The 16,154-nt window shown below is 40.9% G+C and carries 16 protein-coding genes; 3 read left to right on the top strand and 13 right to left on the bottom strand.

Annotated features, from left to right (window positions below):
- Positions 1-85 precede the first annotated feature (85 nt).
- From AAGD16_RS13110 to rplU, 5 genes are all read right to left on the bottom strand, one after another.
- Positions 86-460 (bottom strand): DUF3718 domain-containing protein, encoded by a 375-nt coding sequence (locus tag AAGD16_RS13110; RefSeq protein WP_013465918.1) that lies wholly within the window; start codon positions 458-460, stop codon positions 86-88.
- Between the two features lie 82 nt (positions 461-542).
- The gene (gene folA, locus AAGD16_RS13115; protein ID WP_024601745.1) at positions 543-1,034 is read right to left on the bottom strand and encodes a type 3 dihydrofolate reductase; all 492 of its coding nucleotides are present in this window, start codon (positions 1,032-1,034) and stop codon (positions 543-545) included.
- A 71-nt stretch (positions 1,035-1,105) separates the two neighbouring features.
- Positions 1,106-2,257 (bottom strand): Obg family GTPase CgtA, encoded by a 1,152-nt coding sequence (cgtA, locus tag AAGD16_RS13120; RefSeq protein WP_377112277.1) that lies wholly within the window; start codon positions 2,255-2,257, stop codon positions 1,106-1,108.
- A 154-nt stretch (positions 2,258-2,411) separates the two neighbouring features.
- Positions 2,412-2,669: a 50S ribosomal protein L27 gene (gene rpmA / locus AAGD16_RS13125; RefSeq protein WP_008114963.1), complete on the bottom strand. Its 258-nt coding sequence runs from the start codon at positions 2,667-2,669 to the stop codon at positions 2,412-2,414.
- 16 nt (positions 2,670-2,685) lie between these two features.
- On the bottom strand, positions 2,686-2,997 hold the full coding sequence (rplU, locus tag AAGD16_RS13130; protein ID WP_004587921.1) for a 50S ribosomal protein L21: 312 nt from the start codon (positions 2,995-2,997) through the stop codon (positions 2,686-2,688).
- 129 nt (positions 2,998-3,126) lie between these two features.
- On the opposite strand from rplU, the gene AAGD16_RS13135 reads away from it, so the two are divergent.
- Together AAGD16_RS13135 and ispB are read left to right on the top strand one after the other, a co-directional pair.
- Entirely contained in the window at positions 3,127-3,282 is a 156-nt protein-coding gene (locus AAGD16_RS13135; RefSeq protein WP_377112280.1) for a hypothetical protein, read from the top strand.
- A gap of 138 nt (positions 3,283-3,420) precedes the next feature.
- Entirely contained in the window at positions 3,421-4,392 is a 972-nt protein-coding gene (gene ispB, locus AAGD16_RS13140; protein ID WP_138686861.1) for an octaprenyl diphosphate synthase, read from the top strand.
- A 95-nt stretch (positions 4,393-4,487) separates the two neighbouring features.
- Here the strand turns inward: ispB and mdh are convergent, their stop codons facing one another.
- Positions 4,488-5,420: a malate dehydrogenase gene (mdh, locus tag AAGD16_RS13145; RefSeq protein WP_013465922.1), complete on the bottom strand. Its 933-nt coding sequence runs from the start codon at positions 5,418-5,420 to the stop codon at positions 4,488-4,490.
- Between the two features lie 215 nt (positions 5,421-5,635).
- On the opposite strand from mdh, the gene argR reads away from it, so the two are divergent.
- Positions 5,636-6,103: a transcriptional regulator ArgR gene (argR, locus tag AAGD16_RS13150; RefSeq protein WP_008114955.1), complete on the top strand. Its 468-nt coding sequence runs from the start codon at positions 5,636-5,638 to the stop codon at positions 6,101-6,103.
- A 57-nt stretch (positions 6,104-6,160) separates the two neighbouring features.
- Here argR and AAGD16_RS13155 read toward each other — a convergent pair whose 3' ends face one another.
- The 7 genes from AAGD16_RS13155 to aceF form a co-directional block, all read right to left on the bottom strand.
- The gene (locus AAGD16_RS13155) at positions 6,161-7,060 is read right to left on the bottom strand and encodes a Dyp-type peroxidase (RefSeq protein WP_013465923.1); all 900 of its coding nucleotides are present in this window, start codon (positions 7,058-7,060) and stop codon (positions 6,161-6,163) included.
- Between the two features lie 39 nt (positions 7,061-7,099).
- Complete coding sequence (locus AAGD16_RS13160; protein WP_096038779.1) at positions 7,100-8,152, bottom strand: ABC transporter ATP-binding protein; 1,053 nt, start codon at positions 8,150-8,152, stop codon at positions 7,100-7,102.
- Entirely contained in the window at positions 8,153-9,784 is a 1,632-nt protein-coding gene (locus tag AAGD16_RS13165; RefSeq protein ID WP_013465925.1) for an iron ABC transporter permease, read from the bottom strand.
- Positions 9,784-10,788 (bottom strand): Fe(3+) ABC transporter substrate-binding protein, encoded by a 1,005-nt coding sequence (locus AAGD16_RS13170; RefSeq protein ID WP_013465926.1) that lies wholly within the window; start codon positions 10,786-10,788, stop codon positions 9,784-9,786. Before AAGD16_RS13170 ends, AAGD16_RS13165 begins: the two co-directional genes overlap by 1 nt.
- A gap of 842 nt (positions 10,789-11,630) precedes the next feature.
- A complete protein-coding gene (locus AAGD16_RS13175) occupies positions 11,631-12,317 on the bottom strand; it encodes a tRNA-uridine aminocarboxypropyltransferase (RefSeq protein WP_377112287.1) in 687 nt (228 codons plus the stop codon).
- A 313-nt stretch (positions 12,318-12,630) separates the two neighbouring features.
- Positions 12,631-14,058, bottom strand: coding sequence for a dihydrolipoyl dehydrogenase (gene lpdA / locus AAGD16_RS13180; RefSeq protein ID WP_013465928.1), 1,428 nt, complete (start codon positions 14,056-14,058; stop codon positions 12,631-12,633).
- A 163-nt stretch (positions 14,059-14,221) separates the two neighbouring features.
- The gene (gene aceF, locus AAGD16_RS13185) at positions 14,222-16,147 is read right to left on the bottom strand and encodes a pyruvate dehydrogenase complex dihydrolipoyllysine-residue acetyltransferase (RefSeq protein ID WP_377112291.1); all 1,926 of its coding nucleotides are present in this window, start codon (positions 16,145-16,147) and stop codon (positions 14,222-14,224) included.
- Positions 16,148-16,154 lie beyond the last annotated feature (7 nt).

The following is a 16,154-nucleotide window of genomic DNA, read 5'->3' on the forward strand; positions in this document are numbered from 1 at the left end:
ATAGATAAAGACTCAATAGAAGGATGTTTTAAGTAACTAATAAAAAACCGCGTATAAACGCGGTTTTTTTAAATTAAGCTTTTAATTAAAGGCCTGCGCGGTCTTTAATAATAGGGATTAAAGCTGAACCAGCATGATTTGCCTCAGCCCAAGCGATATCTGCGCCATCTTCAAGTGAGCTTTTTGATAAGTTTTTAACAATGTACTCACCCGTATCAACCGCATTACTTGCAACAGCGTGACGCAATAAGTTGTTACCATTACAGAAAACTGCATCATAGATATTACGTACTTTCACACGTGAACTTTTTAGTTTGCTACGCAGACGATTTTTATCATCAGCGGCAATGTATTCACAGACTGAAACAGCTAACTGATCATCAGCGCTTACAGGCGCAGTATAAGCGAACGAACCCGCTGCAATAGCAGCAATTACAACTAGCTTTGGTAATTTAATCATTGATTGGACACCCTATATTAATACTTTTTTCGTACTCGACTGTTTAATATTGTACCAACACGCTCAGATTTTCGCAATAATGTTAAGAAACTTTATTCAAAGTTACGAACTTATAACTATATTTATTTTTATCATCGGGCGTCATCAACATTTCATCTTCAATTTGCCAGTTTGCAACACTTTTATAATCAGGAAATTGTGTATCCCCTTCAACATCTAAGTCTATAAAGGTTAAATACAAGCGCTGCGCCTGCGCTAAAAACTGCTGGTAGATGTTTCCGCCACCAATTATCATCACCTCTGCAACATCATTAACAAGCTCAAGTGCAGCTTCTGGTGTGGTTACTGTTTCAATTCCTGATGCGTGATAGTCTTTATTACGAGTAATAATAATATTACGTCGCCCAGGTAACGGTCGGCCTATTGATTCAAATGTTTTGCGCCCCATAATAACGGGTTTACCAGAGGTTACTTTTTTAAAGTGCTGAAGGTCACCAGGTAAATGCCATGGCATTTTATTATCTAAGCCAATGACACGGTTATTTGCCATTGCTGCAATCATTGAAATTATCACACTAAATACCCAATACTTTATTATTAATCAAAGAAAAAGGAGCGTTAGCTCCTTTTAAATATAAACAATTATTAACGCTCGTAGACAACTTCTACGTCGTAATCATCTTCATCCCAATCATCCCAGTCATCATCATCGCCTTTAGTGGCTTTTTGATGGTAGGTATCCCACTTAAATTCAACCTCTTCGTCTGCCACTTCAACAAACTTCTCTTTAGGCATGTTATCAAGTAGCGTCATGATGTCGTGAATTAATGGCTGCGTATTTAATTTATTAATTGCAGCAATACTGTAAATATTTTCAGACTCACCCAACTCTTCTGCAATTTGCTCACATAAGGCTTTGGCTTCATCTTCAGGCAATAAATCAATTTTATTAAATACTAACCAGCGTGGCTTTTTAGCAAGCTTAGGGCTGTACTGGTGTAGCTCGTTGATGATTGCAAATGCATTATCAACAGGGTTAGAGCCATCAACTGGCATTACATCTATAATATGTAAAAGCACACGACAACGCTCTAAATGCTTTAAGAAGCGAATACCTAATCCCGCACCCTCTGACGCGCCTTCAATCAAACCTGGAATATCAGCAATTACAAATGATTTGTTTGCTTCAGGACGAACAACCCCTAAGTTAGGAATCAGCGTAGTAAATGGATAATCAGCTACTTTAGGTTTTGCAGCTGACACACTGCGGATAAAGGTTGATTTACCTGCATTTGGTAAGCCTAGTAAGCCGACATCAGCCAGTAGCATTAGCTCTAACTTAAGGTTACGTACTTCACCCGGTGTGCCAAGTGTTTTTTGACGTGGAGCACGATTAGTACTTGATTTAAAACGCGCATTCCCCAAGCCATGGAAACCGCCTTTTGCAACCACAATTCGTTGACCATCTTGGGTTAAATCCCCTAATGATTCTTGTGTATCAACATCAATAATACGTGTACCAACAGGCACTTTAACGATCAGGTCTTCACCTTTTTTACCCGTACAATTACGGCTTTGACCGTTTGTACCGCGTTCTGCTCTGTGAAAACGCTCAAATTGATAGTCAATAAGGGTATTTAAGTTTTCATCAGCTTGTAGATAAACACTACCACCGTCTCCACCGTCACCGCCATCAGGTCCACCATCTGGAACATATTTCTCACGACGAAAAGACACGATGCCGCTGCCACCGTCACCAGCTTCTGCGCGAATTTCTACTTCATCTACAAACTTCATGATTACTCACTTTAGGGATTGGCTTGTTAATAACTCTATTATATACCTAAGTGGCCTATAGAGCACACTGAGCATAAAAACACTTGGGTATATATTTAAATATGCTTAAAACAAAAAACCCCGCAAAGGCGGGGTTTTTTAACTACCTTACTGATTACTCAGCTACGATAGTTACGTATTTACGGTTTAAAGGACCTTTTTGTTCAAACTGAACTTTACCATCTGCTTTTGCGAAGATAGTGTGGTCTTTACCGATACCTACGTTTGCGCCTGGGTGGAAACGAGTTCCACGCTGACGAACAATGATGCTACCCGCTAGAACTGATTCGCCACCAAAACGCTTAACACCTAGGCGTTTGCTTTCTGAATCGCGACCGTTACGAGTACTACCAGCTGCTTTTTTATGTGCCATTTCTAAGTACCTCTAATTAAGCGCTAATGCCAGTGATTTTAACTTCTGTGAACCATTGACGATGGCCCATTTGCTTACGAGAATGCTTACGGCGTCTAAATTTAACAACCTTAATCTTCTCACCGCGACCGTGTGAAACAACCTCAGCTGTTACTTTACCACCGTTTACGAACGGTACACCAATCTCGATCTTCTCACCATCAGCAACTAAAAGTACTGAATCAAATTCAACTGCTGCACCAGTTTCAACGTCTAATTTCTCAAGACGAATTGTTTGACCTTCAGTCACACGGTGCTGTTTACCACCACTTTGGAAAACCGCGTACATAATTAACTCCGTCTGTGCGCCCTCAAATCGACGCAACTAAAATATTCTTCAATAGGGCGCGAAGTTTACGCTAATGCGTAAAAACTAGCAAGCCTCTTTTTGTAATTAAATGAATAAAAAGTAGCTGCATTGAGAGCAATTCAATATTTCCCCTATTTTATATTAAAATCCCCCTTTGCCAAGCGCTTTTTAACGGTTACAGAAAATAAATTAGCAAGAGCAAAGCGAGCCTATGTAGTTCAATTAACCGCCAAGGGTGATTCAAAATTAAACCAGGGTGTTTAATCAATTATTCACAAGGTTAATAGGTCATTTAACCTACTTAAGGGTGTTTTTTTAAGGAATCATCACAAAATATCGAGCTAATGCATTTTTTGTTGTACAATCTGCGCCGTTCACACATTAAAATTGGCTCGGAGATCAATGGATATAAAAGCTATCCAGGCGTTAATCGAAAGCGATATGAATGACGTCAATCAACTAATACATGCGCAAATGCGCTCAGATGTGGCGTTAGTTAATCAACTTGGTTTGTATATTGTTAACAGCGGTGGCAAACGTGTTCGCCCTATGTTGGCTATTTTGGCGGCTAAAGCGCTAGGTTATCAAGGCAAAGATCACATTACGCTAGCAACTATTATTGAATTTATTCATACCGCAACGCTTTTACATGATGATGTTGTAGATGAATCTAATTTGCGCCGTGGCACACCTACAGCAAATGCTGAGTTTGGTAATGCTGCTAGCGTACTGGTGGGTGATTTTATTTACACCCGCTCGTTTCAGCTAATGGTGGGTCTTGGTAAAATGCAAATAATGCAAGTACTGGCTGATGCAACCAACATTATTGCTGAAGGTGAAGTGCTGCAATTAATGAACTGCAACGACCCTGATACCACTGAAGCCAGTTATATGCAGGTTATTTATTCTAAAACCGCCAAGCTATTTGAAGCAGCGACGGGTCTTGCGGCCATTATTACTGAGCAAGACGATACTGTACTAGAGGCACTTAATTTGTATGGCATGCATTTAGGTACTGCTTTTCAGTTAGTGGATGATGTTTTAGATTACAACGCTGATGCCGACCAACTTGGTAAAAACATTGGCGACGATTTAGCTGAAGGTAAGCCGACGTTACCTCTTATATATGCAATGCAACACGGTAGTGAGCATCAAACACAGTTAATAAGAGACGCTATTGAGCACTGTAATGGTATGGAGCACCTTGACGAGATACTGGCTGCACTTAAACATACCAATGCCCTTGAGTTCACAATGGAAAAAGCCGAGCAAGAAGCTAATAAAGCAATTGCCTGTTTAGATTGCTTAGCTGAGTCGAGTTATAAGCAAGCACTAATTAGTTTAGCTAGAATAGCGGTTGACCGCGACCACTAAGGGTTGACCGCGACCACTAAGTAATACTGTGTAGATAATTCCGAGCAATAAAAAAGCCTGCAAATGCAGGCTTTTTTATGGGTTAATTTTGGCTATTACGCCATAAAATCAACACCTTCTTTGATATCTTTTTTCAGCGTTTCAAGCATGTCATTTTTAGCTTGCTCTTCAAATGCGCTTAAAGTGCCGTAAGAAAGAATTTCTTCTACGCCATTTTTGCCTAAACGTACTGGGTGTGCAAAGTACTCTGCATCGCCATTTTCAACAGCAACGTATGCATAATCTACAACGTCTTCACCTTGTAAGCCTTTAACTAAAGACATACAAAAACGTGCTGCAGCAGCACCCATAGATAATGTTGCAGAACCACCGCCCGCTTTAGCATTAACTACTTCAGTACCTGCGTTTTGGATACGAGGAGTTAGTGTAGCTACTTCTTCATCAGTGAAAGTAACACCTTCAACTTGAGAAAGTAACGGTAGAATGGTTGTGCCTGAGTGGCCACCAATCACTGGTACTTTAACACTTGCTACGTCTACGCCTTTAAGTTCAGCAATAAACGCTTCAGAACGGATCACATCAAGTGTTGTAATACCAAATACACGCTTAGCATCGTAAGTACCTGCTTTTTTGAATACTTCAGCAACAATCGGTACAGTTCCATTAACAGGATTAGTGATAATACCTACAAGCGCTTTAGGGCAGTTAGCAACAATACCTTCTGCTAATGTTTTAATGATACCAGCGTTAACATTAAATAAATCTGCACGATCCATACCTGGCTTACGTGGCATACCCGCTGGGATTAAAACAATATCACAACCTGTTAATGCTTTATCTAGTGCATCTGCACCAAAACCTTCAACTTTTACATCTGTTGGGATATGAGAAAGGTCAACAGCAACACCAGGAACTACTGGCGCAACATCATATAGTGATAATTCTGAACCAGCTGGTAAGCCTGTTTTTAATAATAAAGACAACGCTTGACCGATACCACCTGCAGCACCTAATACAGCAACTTTCATTGGAATTCTCCGTGATTTGAGGAAGGAAATATTTGTGGTTTATAAGATAAAGAAATTAGCGACTAAAAACAAATTTATCCTGCCTATTTTAGCTATATTTTCGACCATAGTTGTAAAGTTTGCTGTTTAAACGCAGCAAAACCTAAACAACTGCTGCATAAATATGCATTTTTGTGTAGAATTTGCAGTATCGACAACATAACTAATTAGACACTATGCAACCACAAGACAAACAAGAAGCATTGGTAAAAGCCTTTAAAGCACTTTTAAAAGAAGAGAATTTTGGCTCACAAGGCGAAATAGTTGACGCATTAAAAGAACAAGGCTTTGATAATATTAGCCAAAGTAAAGTGTCGCGGATGTTAAGTAAGTTTGGCGCGGTACGTACCCGCAATGCAAAACAAGAAATGGTGTACTGTTTACCTGCCGAAATGGGTGTACCAACCGCTAAAAGCCCGTTACGCCAGTTAGTTATTGACATTATGCATAACGAAATGATGATTATTATTCGCACCAGCCCAGGCGCTGCGCAGCTAATTGCCCGTTTACTTGACTCATTAGGTAAAGCGGATGGCGTATTAGGAACAATTGCCGGCGATGACACTATTTTTATTGCGCCAGCGAAAGTATCAGAAATAGACCTCACACTAGAGCGTGTGCGTATTTTGTTTGATACGGTTTAAACTCGTTCGGTTATCACTGTTACGGCTATACTAATACGTAGCCGTTACTGGCTTGTTTTATAGCTGCTTTAGAAATCGCACTGAGGGTGCAAAAAACGCAGAGCCCATATCTGCTTGAGTAAAATCAAGCCAATGGTCGTAATACTCCCCCTGCCCTAATCGGCTATTGAGTACTTTCTCGAACGCATCCCCTTTAGCCGAGCACGTAATCATTAACATCCCCTGCTCATACACGTCGCCATAAGGCATACTTTGATTTAGTAATAATGCTTGCCCCTGTTCATCTTTTAATTCACTTCGGGTTGCATGGCTGCTTTCAAGTGCGGGGCTTATTAGGGTATTGTCGAGACGAGTACGCCCCATTATTTGTTCTTGTTCTTGCAACGACAAGTGCTGCCATAACGTTAAGTCATGCTTATAGCGCTGAACATGAATATAGCTGCCTTGATCTTCAAAGCTATCAGGCTTATTAACGAGGGCCGTAACCCGTTTTTGACGACCATGCGGTGTATCACCGGCATAAATAAAACCATTAAAATCACGGCCATCTAGAAAACGAAAATTACGAATTTGCTCCACCAGCTCAACATCAGGGTTGAAAAGTTTTAATATTTGCAATGCAAACAGGTGGTTCACATCTTCTCTGTCTGAGCGGATTTGCACAAATAAATCGCAAGGCCTTGCACTCATCACAAAATCGCTATGGGTAATATTAGGAAAGCTTTGCAGCTCACTTGGCATATAATCGGGCAGAATGTGTGGCCAATATTGCGCGCCAATGGCGACCATACAAGAAAGCATAGATTCAGAGAACTGATCACTAAACTCATCTTCAATATCGCTCACTTTTTTAAGCTTAGCGCGAAGTGATTCGTCGTGACCATCAAGTACATTAAAAAATAAGTGCAAACCGTGTAAGTTTGCTTCAGCACAAATCCCTGATTGCGCTTGCGCCATTGTTATTCCTTACTTTTTAGAGCAAAACACAGCGATTAATTACGATTCAAAAAAATTCACCGTGTGCGGTTTTATTTTTATTATAACCTGTTCATTAATTTCAAATGACTGGCCATACTGGGCTGCAACTTCTATTTCTTGCTCAGCAATAACCACAGTGTATACATAAGCAGAGCCAATAAAGCGACTACTTAATATACTAACCCGCTCAGATTGCTGTTGAGTATCGTTATTACTAGCAAGTTCAAGTTGATGCGGACGCACATAAATAACGCCCTTATCGGCCACGCCATACTGCTGTGGCTGTATTGATTCAACCACCCCAAACTGCGTTTGATATTCAGTGGCGGTTAATACGGTTGCGCTTAAGTATATGCCCTGACCCAGAAACTCTGCAACCTCCTTTGAACGTGGTTTAGCAAAAAGCTGTTCTGGCGTACCTTGCTGCGCAATTTTACCTTGGTGCATAACCGCAAGTGTATCTGAAAAAGCAAACGCCTCTTCTTTTGAGTGAGTAACAAACACAGCCGATACTTGCTGCGCCTTAATAATGCGCCTAATGTCGGCAATTAACTCAAATCGTACTTGGGTATCAATATTAGAAAATGGCTCGTCAAGTAACAGTAAGCTAGGTTTATAAGCTAATGCGCGTGCAATCGCTACTCGTTGTTGTTGCCCACCAGAGAGTTGATGAGGGTACCTATCGGCGCAGCCCACCAAATGTACCAGCTTTAGCATTTCACTAACGCGTGCGTGTTTATCTGCTTTGCTCATGCCGCTTAGCCCAAACGCAATATTATTAGCCACCGTTAAATGCGGAAATAACGCATAGTCCTGAAACATCATGCCAATATTACGATGCTCTGGTGAAACAAACGTATTAGCATCACTGACTAGCTTACCATCAATAAATACCTGCCCTTGTTTGGCCTCAATTAAACCTGCAATCGCTTTTAATGTGGTCGTTTTACCGCAGCCACTGGCACCGAGTAAACACACTATTTCGTCTTTACCTAAGGTTAAATCTAAATTATCTATCACCTTAGTCCCGTTATATGCATAGCTCACGCCTTGTAAAATCAAACTACTCATTTAGCTACGTTGCTCCATTGAACGGTTAATAAAATATAACGGAATAAACCCCACCACCACAATAAACAAAGCCGATATAGAGGCCAGCTCTAATTGTTCATCGCTTACATACTGAAACACATGAGTTGCTAAGCTTTCAAAATCAAAAGGCCTTAACAACAAAGCTGCGGGTAGCTCTTTCATACACTCGATAAAGACCAATAAACCGGCGGTTAATAAGCCTCGGCGTAATAAAGGTAAGTGCACTAAGCGTAATGTGCGCCCTTGGCTTTTTCCCATTGACTGGCTTGCCATATCAAGGGAGGGACTAATGCGTGAAAAGCTCGACTCAATAGCTCCGTGTGCAACGGCGTAAAACCGCACTATATAAGCAAAAATAATAGTGAGTAAGCTACCAGTAAGTAATAAACCAATATCTAAATCATAAGGAGCTAAAGTGCGGTTGATAGTATTTTCTAATAGGGTGAGTGGCAACAATACCGCTATCGCTAATACTGTGCCGGGTAACGCATAGCCCGTACTGGCCAAACGCCCGGGTATTAATGGATTTGTTTGTTTAGCAATGCGCTGATAAAACACCACTAAAACACTCAGTATAATAGTCACCACACTGACTACAGCCGCCACTTTTAAACTTTGCCATGCATAGCTAAAAAACTCACTATTCCACGCTTGATCAAAATACATAACCGCGTATTTGAGCAATACAACCATTGGAATAATAAACGAAATAATTAAAATAAAGCTACAAAACCCCGTTGCTAGCCACGCAGATTTGCCTTTGAGGATATAAAGCGCCTCGCTGTTCACGCTCGATTGACGCTCAAATACCGCTTGGTTACGACGGCTAAAACGCTCGGTGATCAATGCTAAAAACAGCAATAACAACATCACCCCTGAAATTTTTGCTGCTGCAGTTAATGAATAATAGCCAAACCAAGTATCGTATACGGCAGTGGTTAATGTACTGACAGCAAAATAGCTTACAGTGGCAAAATCAGCCATGGTTTCCATGCTGATCAAAGCAAGTGCCGCTACAATGGCACCACGGGATAATACAAGGCTGACTTTAAAAAAGCTTTTCCATGCATTTAGCCCCATTAACTGACTGGCTTGGACTAACTTAAAAGATTGTTCTCGCAGTGCAGTTTTAAAAATTAAATATAAATACGGGTAGAGTACCAGCGCAATCATAACAATAGCCCCTGGTAAGGTGCGTATATCAAAAAACCAGTAATCACTTGGCGACTGCCAACCAAACCACTCTCTTAGAGTTATTTGTACCGGCCCCGCATAATCGAGTAAATCGGTGTACACATAAGCAATAATATAAGTAGGCATGGCAAGAGGCAGCATCAGTGCCCATTCAAATTGTTTTTTACCAGGAAAACGGCAATAAGCGGTTAACCAACCCAGCGGCAATGCAATGGCGCAACTAAGCAGCCCTACACCTAAAACAAGTAATACGGTATTGCTTATATAGTCCCACAGTACGGTATTCCACAGGTGGGTAAATACCTCTGAGTCGCCTTGTAAAGATTCTAATAGTAGGAAAAACAACGGGGTCGACAGCAATAACCCCGTCGACCACGCAATAAGCTGCCATTTTGACAGCTGAAATTTATAAGTCATTAAAGATCGAACTTCACCTCATCAATTAGCTTAAGGGCTAACGGACGATATTTGCTAATTTCATCAAGCGGTAAGCTGTCTTCCTTAAAGCTTCCCCATGATGCAACCAAACTAGAAAGTTTCACACCTGGCTTAACCGGATACTCCATATTGAGCGAGGCATACATATTTTGCGCCTTATTGTCTGTCATATACTCTATGAGTTTCAAGGCATTTTCAGGGTTTTTAGCATACTTAGTAATAACCGCACCCGATACATTTATATGTGATCCTCGGTCAGTTTGATTTGGAAAGTTAATATGAACGGCTTCAGCCCATGGTTTTTGCGCTTCATCTTGCAACATTTTGCCCAAGTAATAACTATTACCTAAGGCTAAATTACATAAACCTTCTTTAACCGCTTTAACTTGCGCTCGATCGTTACCTTGAGGTTTACGCGCTAAATTAGCTTTTACACCCTCAAGCCATGTTTTCGTCTGTGCTTCACCATGATGAGCGATCATAGAAGCTACAAGGCCTAAGTTATATGGGTGTTTGCCAGAACGAGTACAAATTTGTCCTTTGTATTGCGGCTCAGCAAGCGCTTCGTAGGTAAGGTTAGGCAATGCGCCTAAACGCTCTTTTGAAGAGTAAACATTACGCACGCGCTTAGTGAGCGCTACCCACTGACCATCGCCATCACGAAATGCCGCCGGGACATTATTATTAACCAGCTCGCTTTCTATGGTTTGCGTAAGATTTAGCTCTTCTAATTGAATTAAAGCACTAAAGTTTGAGGTTAAAACTAAATCGGCTTTGCTGTGTTTACCTTCACGCTTAACACGTTCTATTAAGCCTTTTTTAGCAAACACCACATTGGTTTTAATGCCCGTTTGCTGTGTAAAATCGTCTAAAATAGGTTTAATTAAAAAAGGTTGTCGAAATGAGTAAATATTCACAACATCGGTTGCAACAGCCGGTGCTGAGGCAATTAACCCAACAACAAGCGCGAGTGTTTTTTTCATATTGTCTTACCTAACTAATAATTATTATCATTAATTTTACCGCGATGAACTAAAAAGTGCACACTTTATATAATCACTTCGTGATAAATACGCCCAAAAAAGAAACCCCTTGTAAGACATCTCTTACGCTTATGACAGCTAATGAGTAAAAACACTCTGTATAACACCACAAAAACATAGCAAGTTATTGTATTTTATATAATTTAAAAATATTTCATTTGTAAGAACCAAAACCATAAGCGGTTTTATCCTACATTTACTGCAAATCACTCTCTATAATTAACCCATAAATAAGCAACGACGCTTACCGAGTAAATGGAAACGGACTAACTACTCGAATACCAAGGTTTGGTTTTTAGGATAACAGGGATTTAAGGACAGGCTCAGGATGAGTATCGCAATGGAATGTTGCATAAGGGATAGCATCAAGATGATGCGTAATGGATAACAACACGGAAAAGTTGTTGCTAAAGGATAGGGAATAAGACGGACAGGCCATTAAGGCAACACAACGGAATGGTAGCAAAAGGAATGCACTCGGATGTGCAATAAGGATTGGTAATAGATTTTACCTTACAGGATGTTTTAGGGATTTATGGAGACAGGCCCGGATAGCCTATATTACATAGAACTAGAAAGTAATATTGTAATAACACGGATCGTAAAATTGGAGTTGATTAGGTTCAATTGCAGGATGCAACAAAGTTAGAAGATTCCGCAAGCGCGACTAGAGATGGTTCGCGCTTTTCTTTTGCCTGAAAATCAGCGGTCAGCCGAGATTATATACATTCAAACTATGAACAAGCATTAAATCCAGCTTTTTCGTATCAACATCTTGCAGTTTATTCCGGCCTGCCTTTGTTGCGCTTACCGAGTAAATAGGCGTCGCGAAATTTGATAAAATGCTGTTCTAATTTAGTACTCGCATCAACCTCATTCGCTAATGCCAATACCATAATAGCCACTTCTGCCGTACCCAACTGGTGAGCATGGGGTGCTACACGTAATCGGTAATCTGAGAGCTTTTGTGCGGTAATAGAAAGCACGGGCAAATTATCTAGATAAGGACTTTTGCGGATCATTTTTTTAGCTTCACGCCATGTACCATCTAAGAATATAAATAAAGGCGTTTTACCTGCAACAGGCTCCACTTGCGTTACTACTCTATCTGTTTCAACATCTTCTGCAGGAAAAATCACAAAAGGTTGATACTGTTCATTACTTAACAGTGCTAATAAGGCAGGATCTGGGGAGGTTCTATCCCAGCGAAACGCATAATTATCAGGGACTATTTCAGCAATTAAACGCCCTGTATTAGACGGTTTAAAACTTTCATTATGATACATCAGTAAACAAACCGCAGCGTCGCAACTTGCGTACTCAGCGCCCTCACAAATACAGTAATGCTTGGCAATTAAGCATTGCTCACAGCGGTCCATCTTACCGCCCCGGGCATTAAACTCGCGTCGAGATTCACTTATTTGCTGGGCACGTAACGCTAAAACTGAATTTTTGAAACCTTGAGTCACTGTGGTTTATTACCTATAAATTGATGGCTGCGCATTGTAGCTAAAATAAAAGGGAATAGATATCTGCTATCTGCTATCTGCTATCAGCTATCAGCTATCAGCTATCAGCTATCAGCTATCAGCTATCAGCTATCAGCTATCAGCTATCAGCTATCAGCTATCAGCTATCAGCTATCAGCTATCAGCTATCAGCTCAAAATAAAAAACGATACCAACAAAAGCTAGTTTTGTTTTATCTATTTTTGAATTGGCGGCTATAAAAACAAAAACCCAGCAAAAGCTGGGTTTTTAAAAACTAAATTAAAAAGTTAAATTACTTCTTCTTTTTAACTGCTTTTTTGTTTGGTAAATCAGTGATTGAACCTTCAAAAATTTCAGCTGCAAGGCCGATTGATTCGTTCAATGTTGGGTGAGCATGAATTGTTAGCGCTAGGTCTTCACCATCTGCACCCATTTCAATACCTAGACCGATTTCGCCCAGCATTTCGCCTGCGTTAATACCAATCATAGCACCACCGATAATACGGCCGCTCTCTTTATCAAAAATAAGCTTAGTAGAACCTTCAGTACGTGAAGAGGCAATTGCACGACCCGATGCAGCCCAAGGGAATACTGCTGTTTCAATGCTTAAACCTTGCTCTTTGGCTTCTTTTTCAGTTACACCCGCCCATGCAATTTCAGGGTCAGTGTAAGCAATTGAAGGAATACACTTAGGATCAAAGTAATGTTTTTGACCAGAGATAACTTCAGCAGCAACATGACCTTCATGAACCGCTTTATGCGCAAGCATAGGCTGACCCACTAAGTCACCAATTGCAAAAATATGTTCTACGTTAGTACGTAATTGCTTATCAACGTTAATAAAACCACGCTCATCAACATTCACACCCGCTTTATCAGCGTCTAACATGTTACCATTTGGTGTACGACCTACAGCAACAAGTACTTTGTCGTAACGTACTGGCTCTGCTGGTGCATTTTTGCCTTCAAACGTAACATATAAACCGTCGTCTTTTGCTTCAACGCCAGTTACTTTAGTTGAAAGCATCACGTTAAACTTGTCTTTAACATGCTTTTGGTAAATTTTAATGATGTCTTTATCAGCAGCAGGAACAAGTTGGTCTGCAAATTCTACAACATCAATTGCAGAACCTAGTGCACGGTAAACCGTACCCATTTCTAGACCGATAATACCACCACCTAAAACAAGTAGTTTTTCAGGAACATCTTTAAGCTCTAGCGCACCCGTTGAATCAATAACGCGATCATCTTCTGGGATGAAAGGTAAGTTTACAGGTTTAGAACCCGCAGCAATAATTGCGTTATCAAAAGTAATGGTTGTTTTACCGTCGGCACCTTCAACGTCTAAAGTATTGCTACCAGTGAATTTACCGTAACCAGAAACAACTTTTACTTTACGCATTTTAGCCATGCCGTCTAAGCCACCTGTAAGCTGGCCAACAACAGACTCTTTCCAAGAACGAACTTCATCTAAGTCAATTTTTGGTGCGCCAAAAGTAACGCCGTGAGATGACATTTCTGCAGCATCATCAATCACTTTAGCTACGTGTAAAAGTGCTTTAGAAGGAATACAACCAACATTAAGACATACACCGCCTAATGTCTCGCGAGATTCTACTAATGTAACTTCTAAGCCCAAGTCAGCAGCGCGAAAAGCCGCAGAGTAACCACCAGGACCACCGCCTAGTACAACAACTTGAGTTTTTAATTCGTTGCTCATGCTATTACCTTTATTGTTTGAACGGGACACAGCCCCAAAATTTAACTGCCATGTTTCTGCAAGGCAGAAAAGGGCATTTGTGCAAATATTGTATCATTGCAAATGATAAAAATCCCAGCTAAAAACAACTGGCTGGGATTTGATTTTACTCACTCTGTAGTGATCACATCACTAACTGGCGTATATCACTCATGTAACTTGCAAGAGTAACAGTAAAGCGTGCAGCAAGCGCACCGTCAATCACTCTATGGTCGTAAGACATTGAAAGTGGAACCATTAGCTTAGGCTCAAACTCTTTACCATTCCACTTAGGCTTCATTTCAGATTTAGACACACCTAAAATTGCCACCTCAGGTGCATTCACAATCGGCGTAAATGCCGTACCACCAATACCACCTAGGCTTGAAATAGTAAAACAACCACCTTGCATATCTGATGAACTTAACTTGCCATCACGTGCTTTAACAGATACTTCCATTAGTTCACGAGAGAGTTCAATAATGCCTTTTTTATCAACATCTTTAAATACTGGCACAACCAAGCCATTAGGCGTATCAACCGCTACACCAATATTGATGTACTTTTTAAGGATTAAGCTTTCACCATCTTCAGATAACGACGAGTTAAATGTTGGGAACTCAGCTAATGCTTTAGCCGCTGCTTTCATTACAAACACGAGTGGCGTAATTTTAACACCTAGCTTTTTCTTCTCGTTAAGCGCGTTTTGCTCTTTACGGAACTGCTCAAGGCTCGTGATATCCGCTTCATCAAACTGGGTAACATGTGGGATTTGCACCCAGTTACGGTGTAAGTTTTTACCTGATAGCTTTTGAATACGAGAGAGTTTTTTCTCTTCAATTTCACCAAACTTAGCAAAATCAACTTTTGGCCACGGAATTAATCCAAGCTCACCGCCACCGGCATTGCCTTTAGCTGCAGGTACTTGACCGGATTCAACTTGCTTAACCAGTTGCTTAACATAGTTTTGCACGTCTTCTTTAACAACACGGTTTTTACGACCTGTGCCTTTTACGTTCGCAAGGTTAATACCAAACTCACGTGCTAAACGACGAACAACTGGCGATGCATGAGCATAAGCGCTGTTGTTTTCAAAGCTTTCGGCACTTGCTTTTTCAGGCGCAGCAGTTGGTTTTGACTCTGCTTGAGCCGCTGGCTTAGATTCAGCCTTTGGCTCGTCTTGTTTTGCAGGCGCGTCACTTGGTGCACTACCCGCCACTTCAAATACAAAAATCAGGGAACCCGTTTTAACTTTATCGCCTGTTGCCACTTTAATTTCTTTTACAGTACCAGCAAACGGCGCCGGTACTTCCATAGCAGCTTTGTCGCCCTCAACGTTTAAGATAGATTGCTCTTCTTCTACGCTATCGCCAACCGCAACCATGACTTCTGTTACTTCAACTTCGTCATCACCAATATCCGGTACGCTAACTTCTTTTGTGCTTGATTCTGACGCTTTCGATGAAGCAGCTTTTTCAGCAGGCTTCTCTTGGGTTTTTGAATCACTTGCAGCTGCAGTGTTGTTATCACCACCAGCGACTTCAAAAACAAACACTAATGAGCCCGTTTTCACTTTGTCACCAGTATTTACTTTAATTTCTTTTACGGTGCCAGCAAAGGGTGCAGGTACTTCCATGGCGGCTTTATCGCCTTCAACGTTTAAGATAGATTGCTCTTCTTCTACGCTATCGCCAACCGCAACCATCACTTCAGTCACTTCAACTTCATCATCGCCAATATCTGGCACAGTCACTTCTTTGGTTGACGAAGCCGATGATGCAGCAGGTGCTGCCTCTTCGGTTTTTTCAGCTGCTTTAGAGTCAGCAGCAGGGTTTTGCGCTTCACCTTCAAAGATGAACACTAAACTGCCTGTGGTTACTGTATCGCCCACATTTACTTTAATTTCTTTTACCGTACCCGCTTGTTCAGCAGGTACTTCCATCGCAGCTTTATCGCCTTCAACACTTAATAGTGATTGGTCAACTTCAACTTTATCGCCAACGCTCACTAGTATTTCGGTTACTTCTACTTCATCGCCACCGATATCAGGTACTTTAATTTCAATACTCATTGCAAAC

This window comes from Pseudoalteromonas sp. M58 (genome assembly GCF_042604605.1).
GTDB classification, from domain to species: domain Bacteria; phylum Pseudomonadota; class Gammaproteobacteria; order Enterobacterales; family Alteromonadaceae; genus Pseudoalteromonas; species Pseudoalteromonas tetraodonis.

Excerpts from the sequence above, each read along its gene's own strand:
- AAGD16_RS13110 (WP_013465918.1), bottom strand. The coding sequence starts at position 460 with ATGATTAAATTACCAAAGCTAGTTGTAATTGCTGCTATTGCAGCGGGT.
- cgtA (WP_377112277.1), bottom strand. The coding sequence starts at position 2,257 with ATGAAGTTTGTAGATGAAGTAGAAATTCGCGCAGAAGCTGGTGACGGT.
- rpmA (WP_008114963.1), bottom strand. The coding sequence starts at position 2,669 with ATGGCACATAAAAAAGCAGCTGGTAGTACTCGTAACGGTCGCGATTCA.
- rplU (WP_004587921.1), bottom strand. The coding sequence starts at position 2,997 with ATGTACGCGGTTTTCCAAAGTGGTGGTAAACAGCACCGTGTGACTGAA.
- ispB (WP_138686861.1), top strand. The coding sequence starts at position 3,421 with ATGGATATAAAAGCTATCCAGGCGTTAATCGAAAGCGATATGAATGAC.
- mdh (WP_013465922.1), bottom strand. The coding sequence starts at position 5,420 with ATGAAAGTTGCTGTATTAGGTGCTGCAGGTGGTATCGGTCAAGCGTTG.
- argR (WP_008114955.1), top strand. The coding sequence starts at position 5,636 with ATGCAACCACAAGACAAACAAGAAGCATTGGTAAAAGCCTTTAAAGCA.
- AAGD16_RS13155 (WP_013465923.1), bottom strand. The coding sequence starts at position 7,060 with ATGGCGCAAGCGCAATCAGGGATTTGTGCTGAAGCAAACTTACACGGT.
- AAGD16_RS13160 (WP_096038779.1), bottom strand. The coding sequence starts at position 8,152 with ATGAGTAGTTTGATTTTACAAGGCGTGAGCTATGCATATAACGGGACT.
- AAGD16_RS13165 (WP_013465925.1), bottom strand. The coding sequence starts at position 9,784 with ATGACTTATAAATTTCAGCTGTCAAAATGGCAGCTTATTGCGTGGTCG.
- AAGD16_RS13170 (WP_013465926.1), bottom strand. The coding sequence starts at position 10,788 with ATGAAAAAAACACTCGCGCTTGTTGTTGGGTTAATTGCCTCAGCACCG.
- lpdA (WP_013465928.1), bottom strand. The coding sequence starts at position 14,058 with ATGAGCAACGAATTAAAAACTCAAGTTGTTGTACTAGGCGGTGGTCCT.
- aceF (WP_377112291.1), bottom strand. The coding sequence starts at position 16,147 with ATGAGTATTGAAATTAAAGTACCTGATATCGGTGGCGATGAAGTAGAA.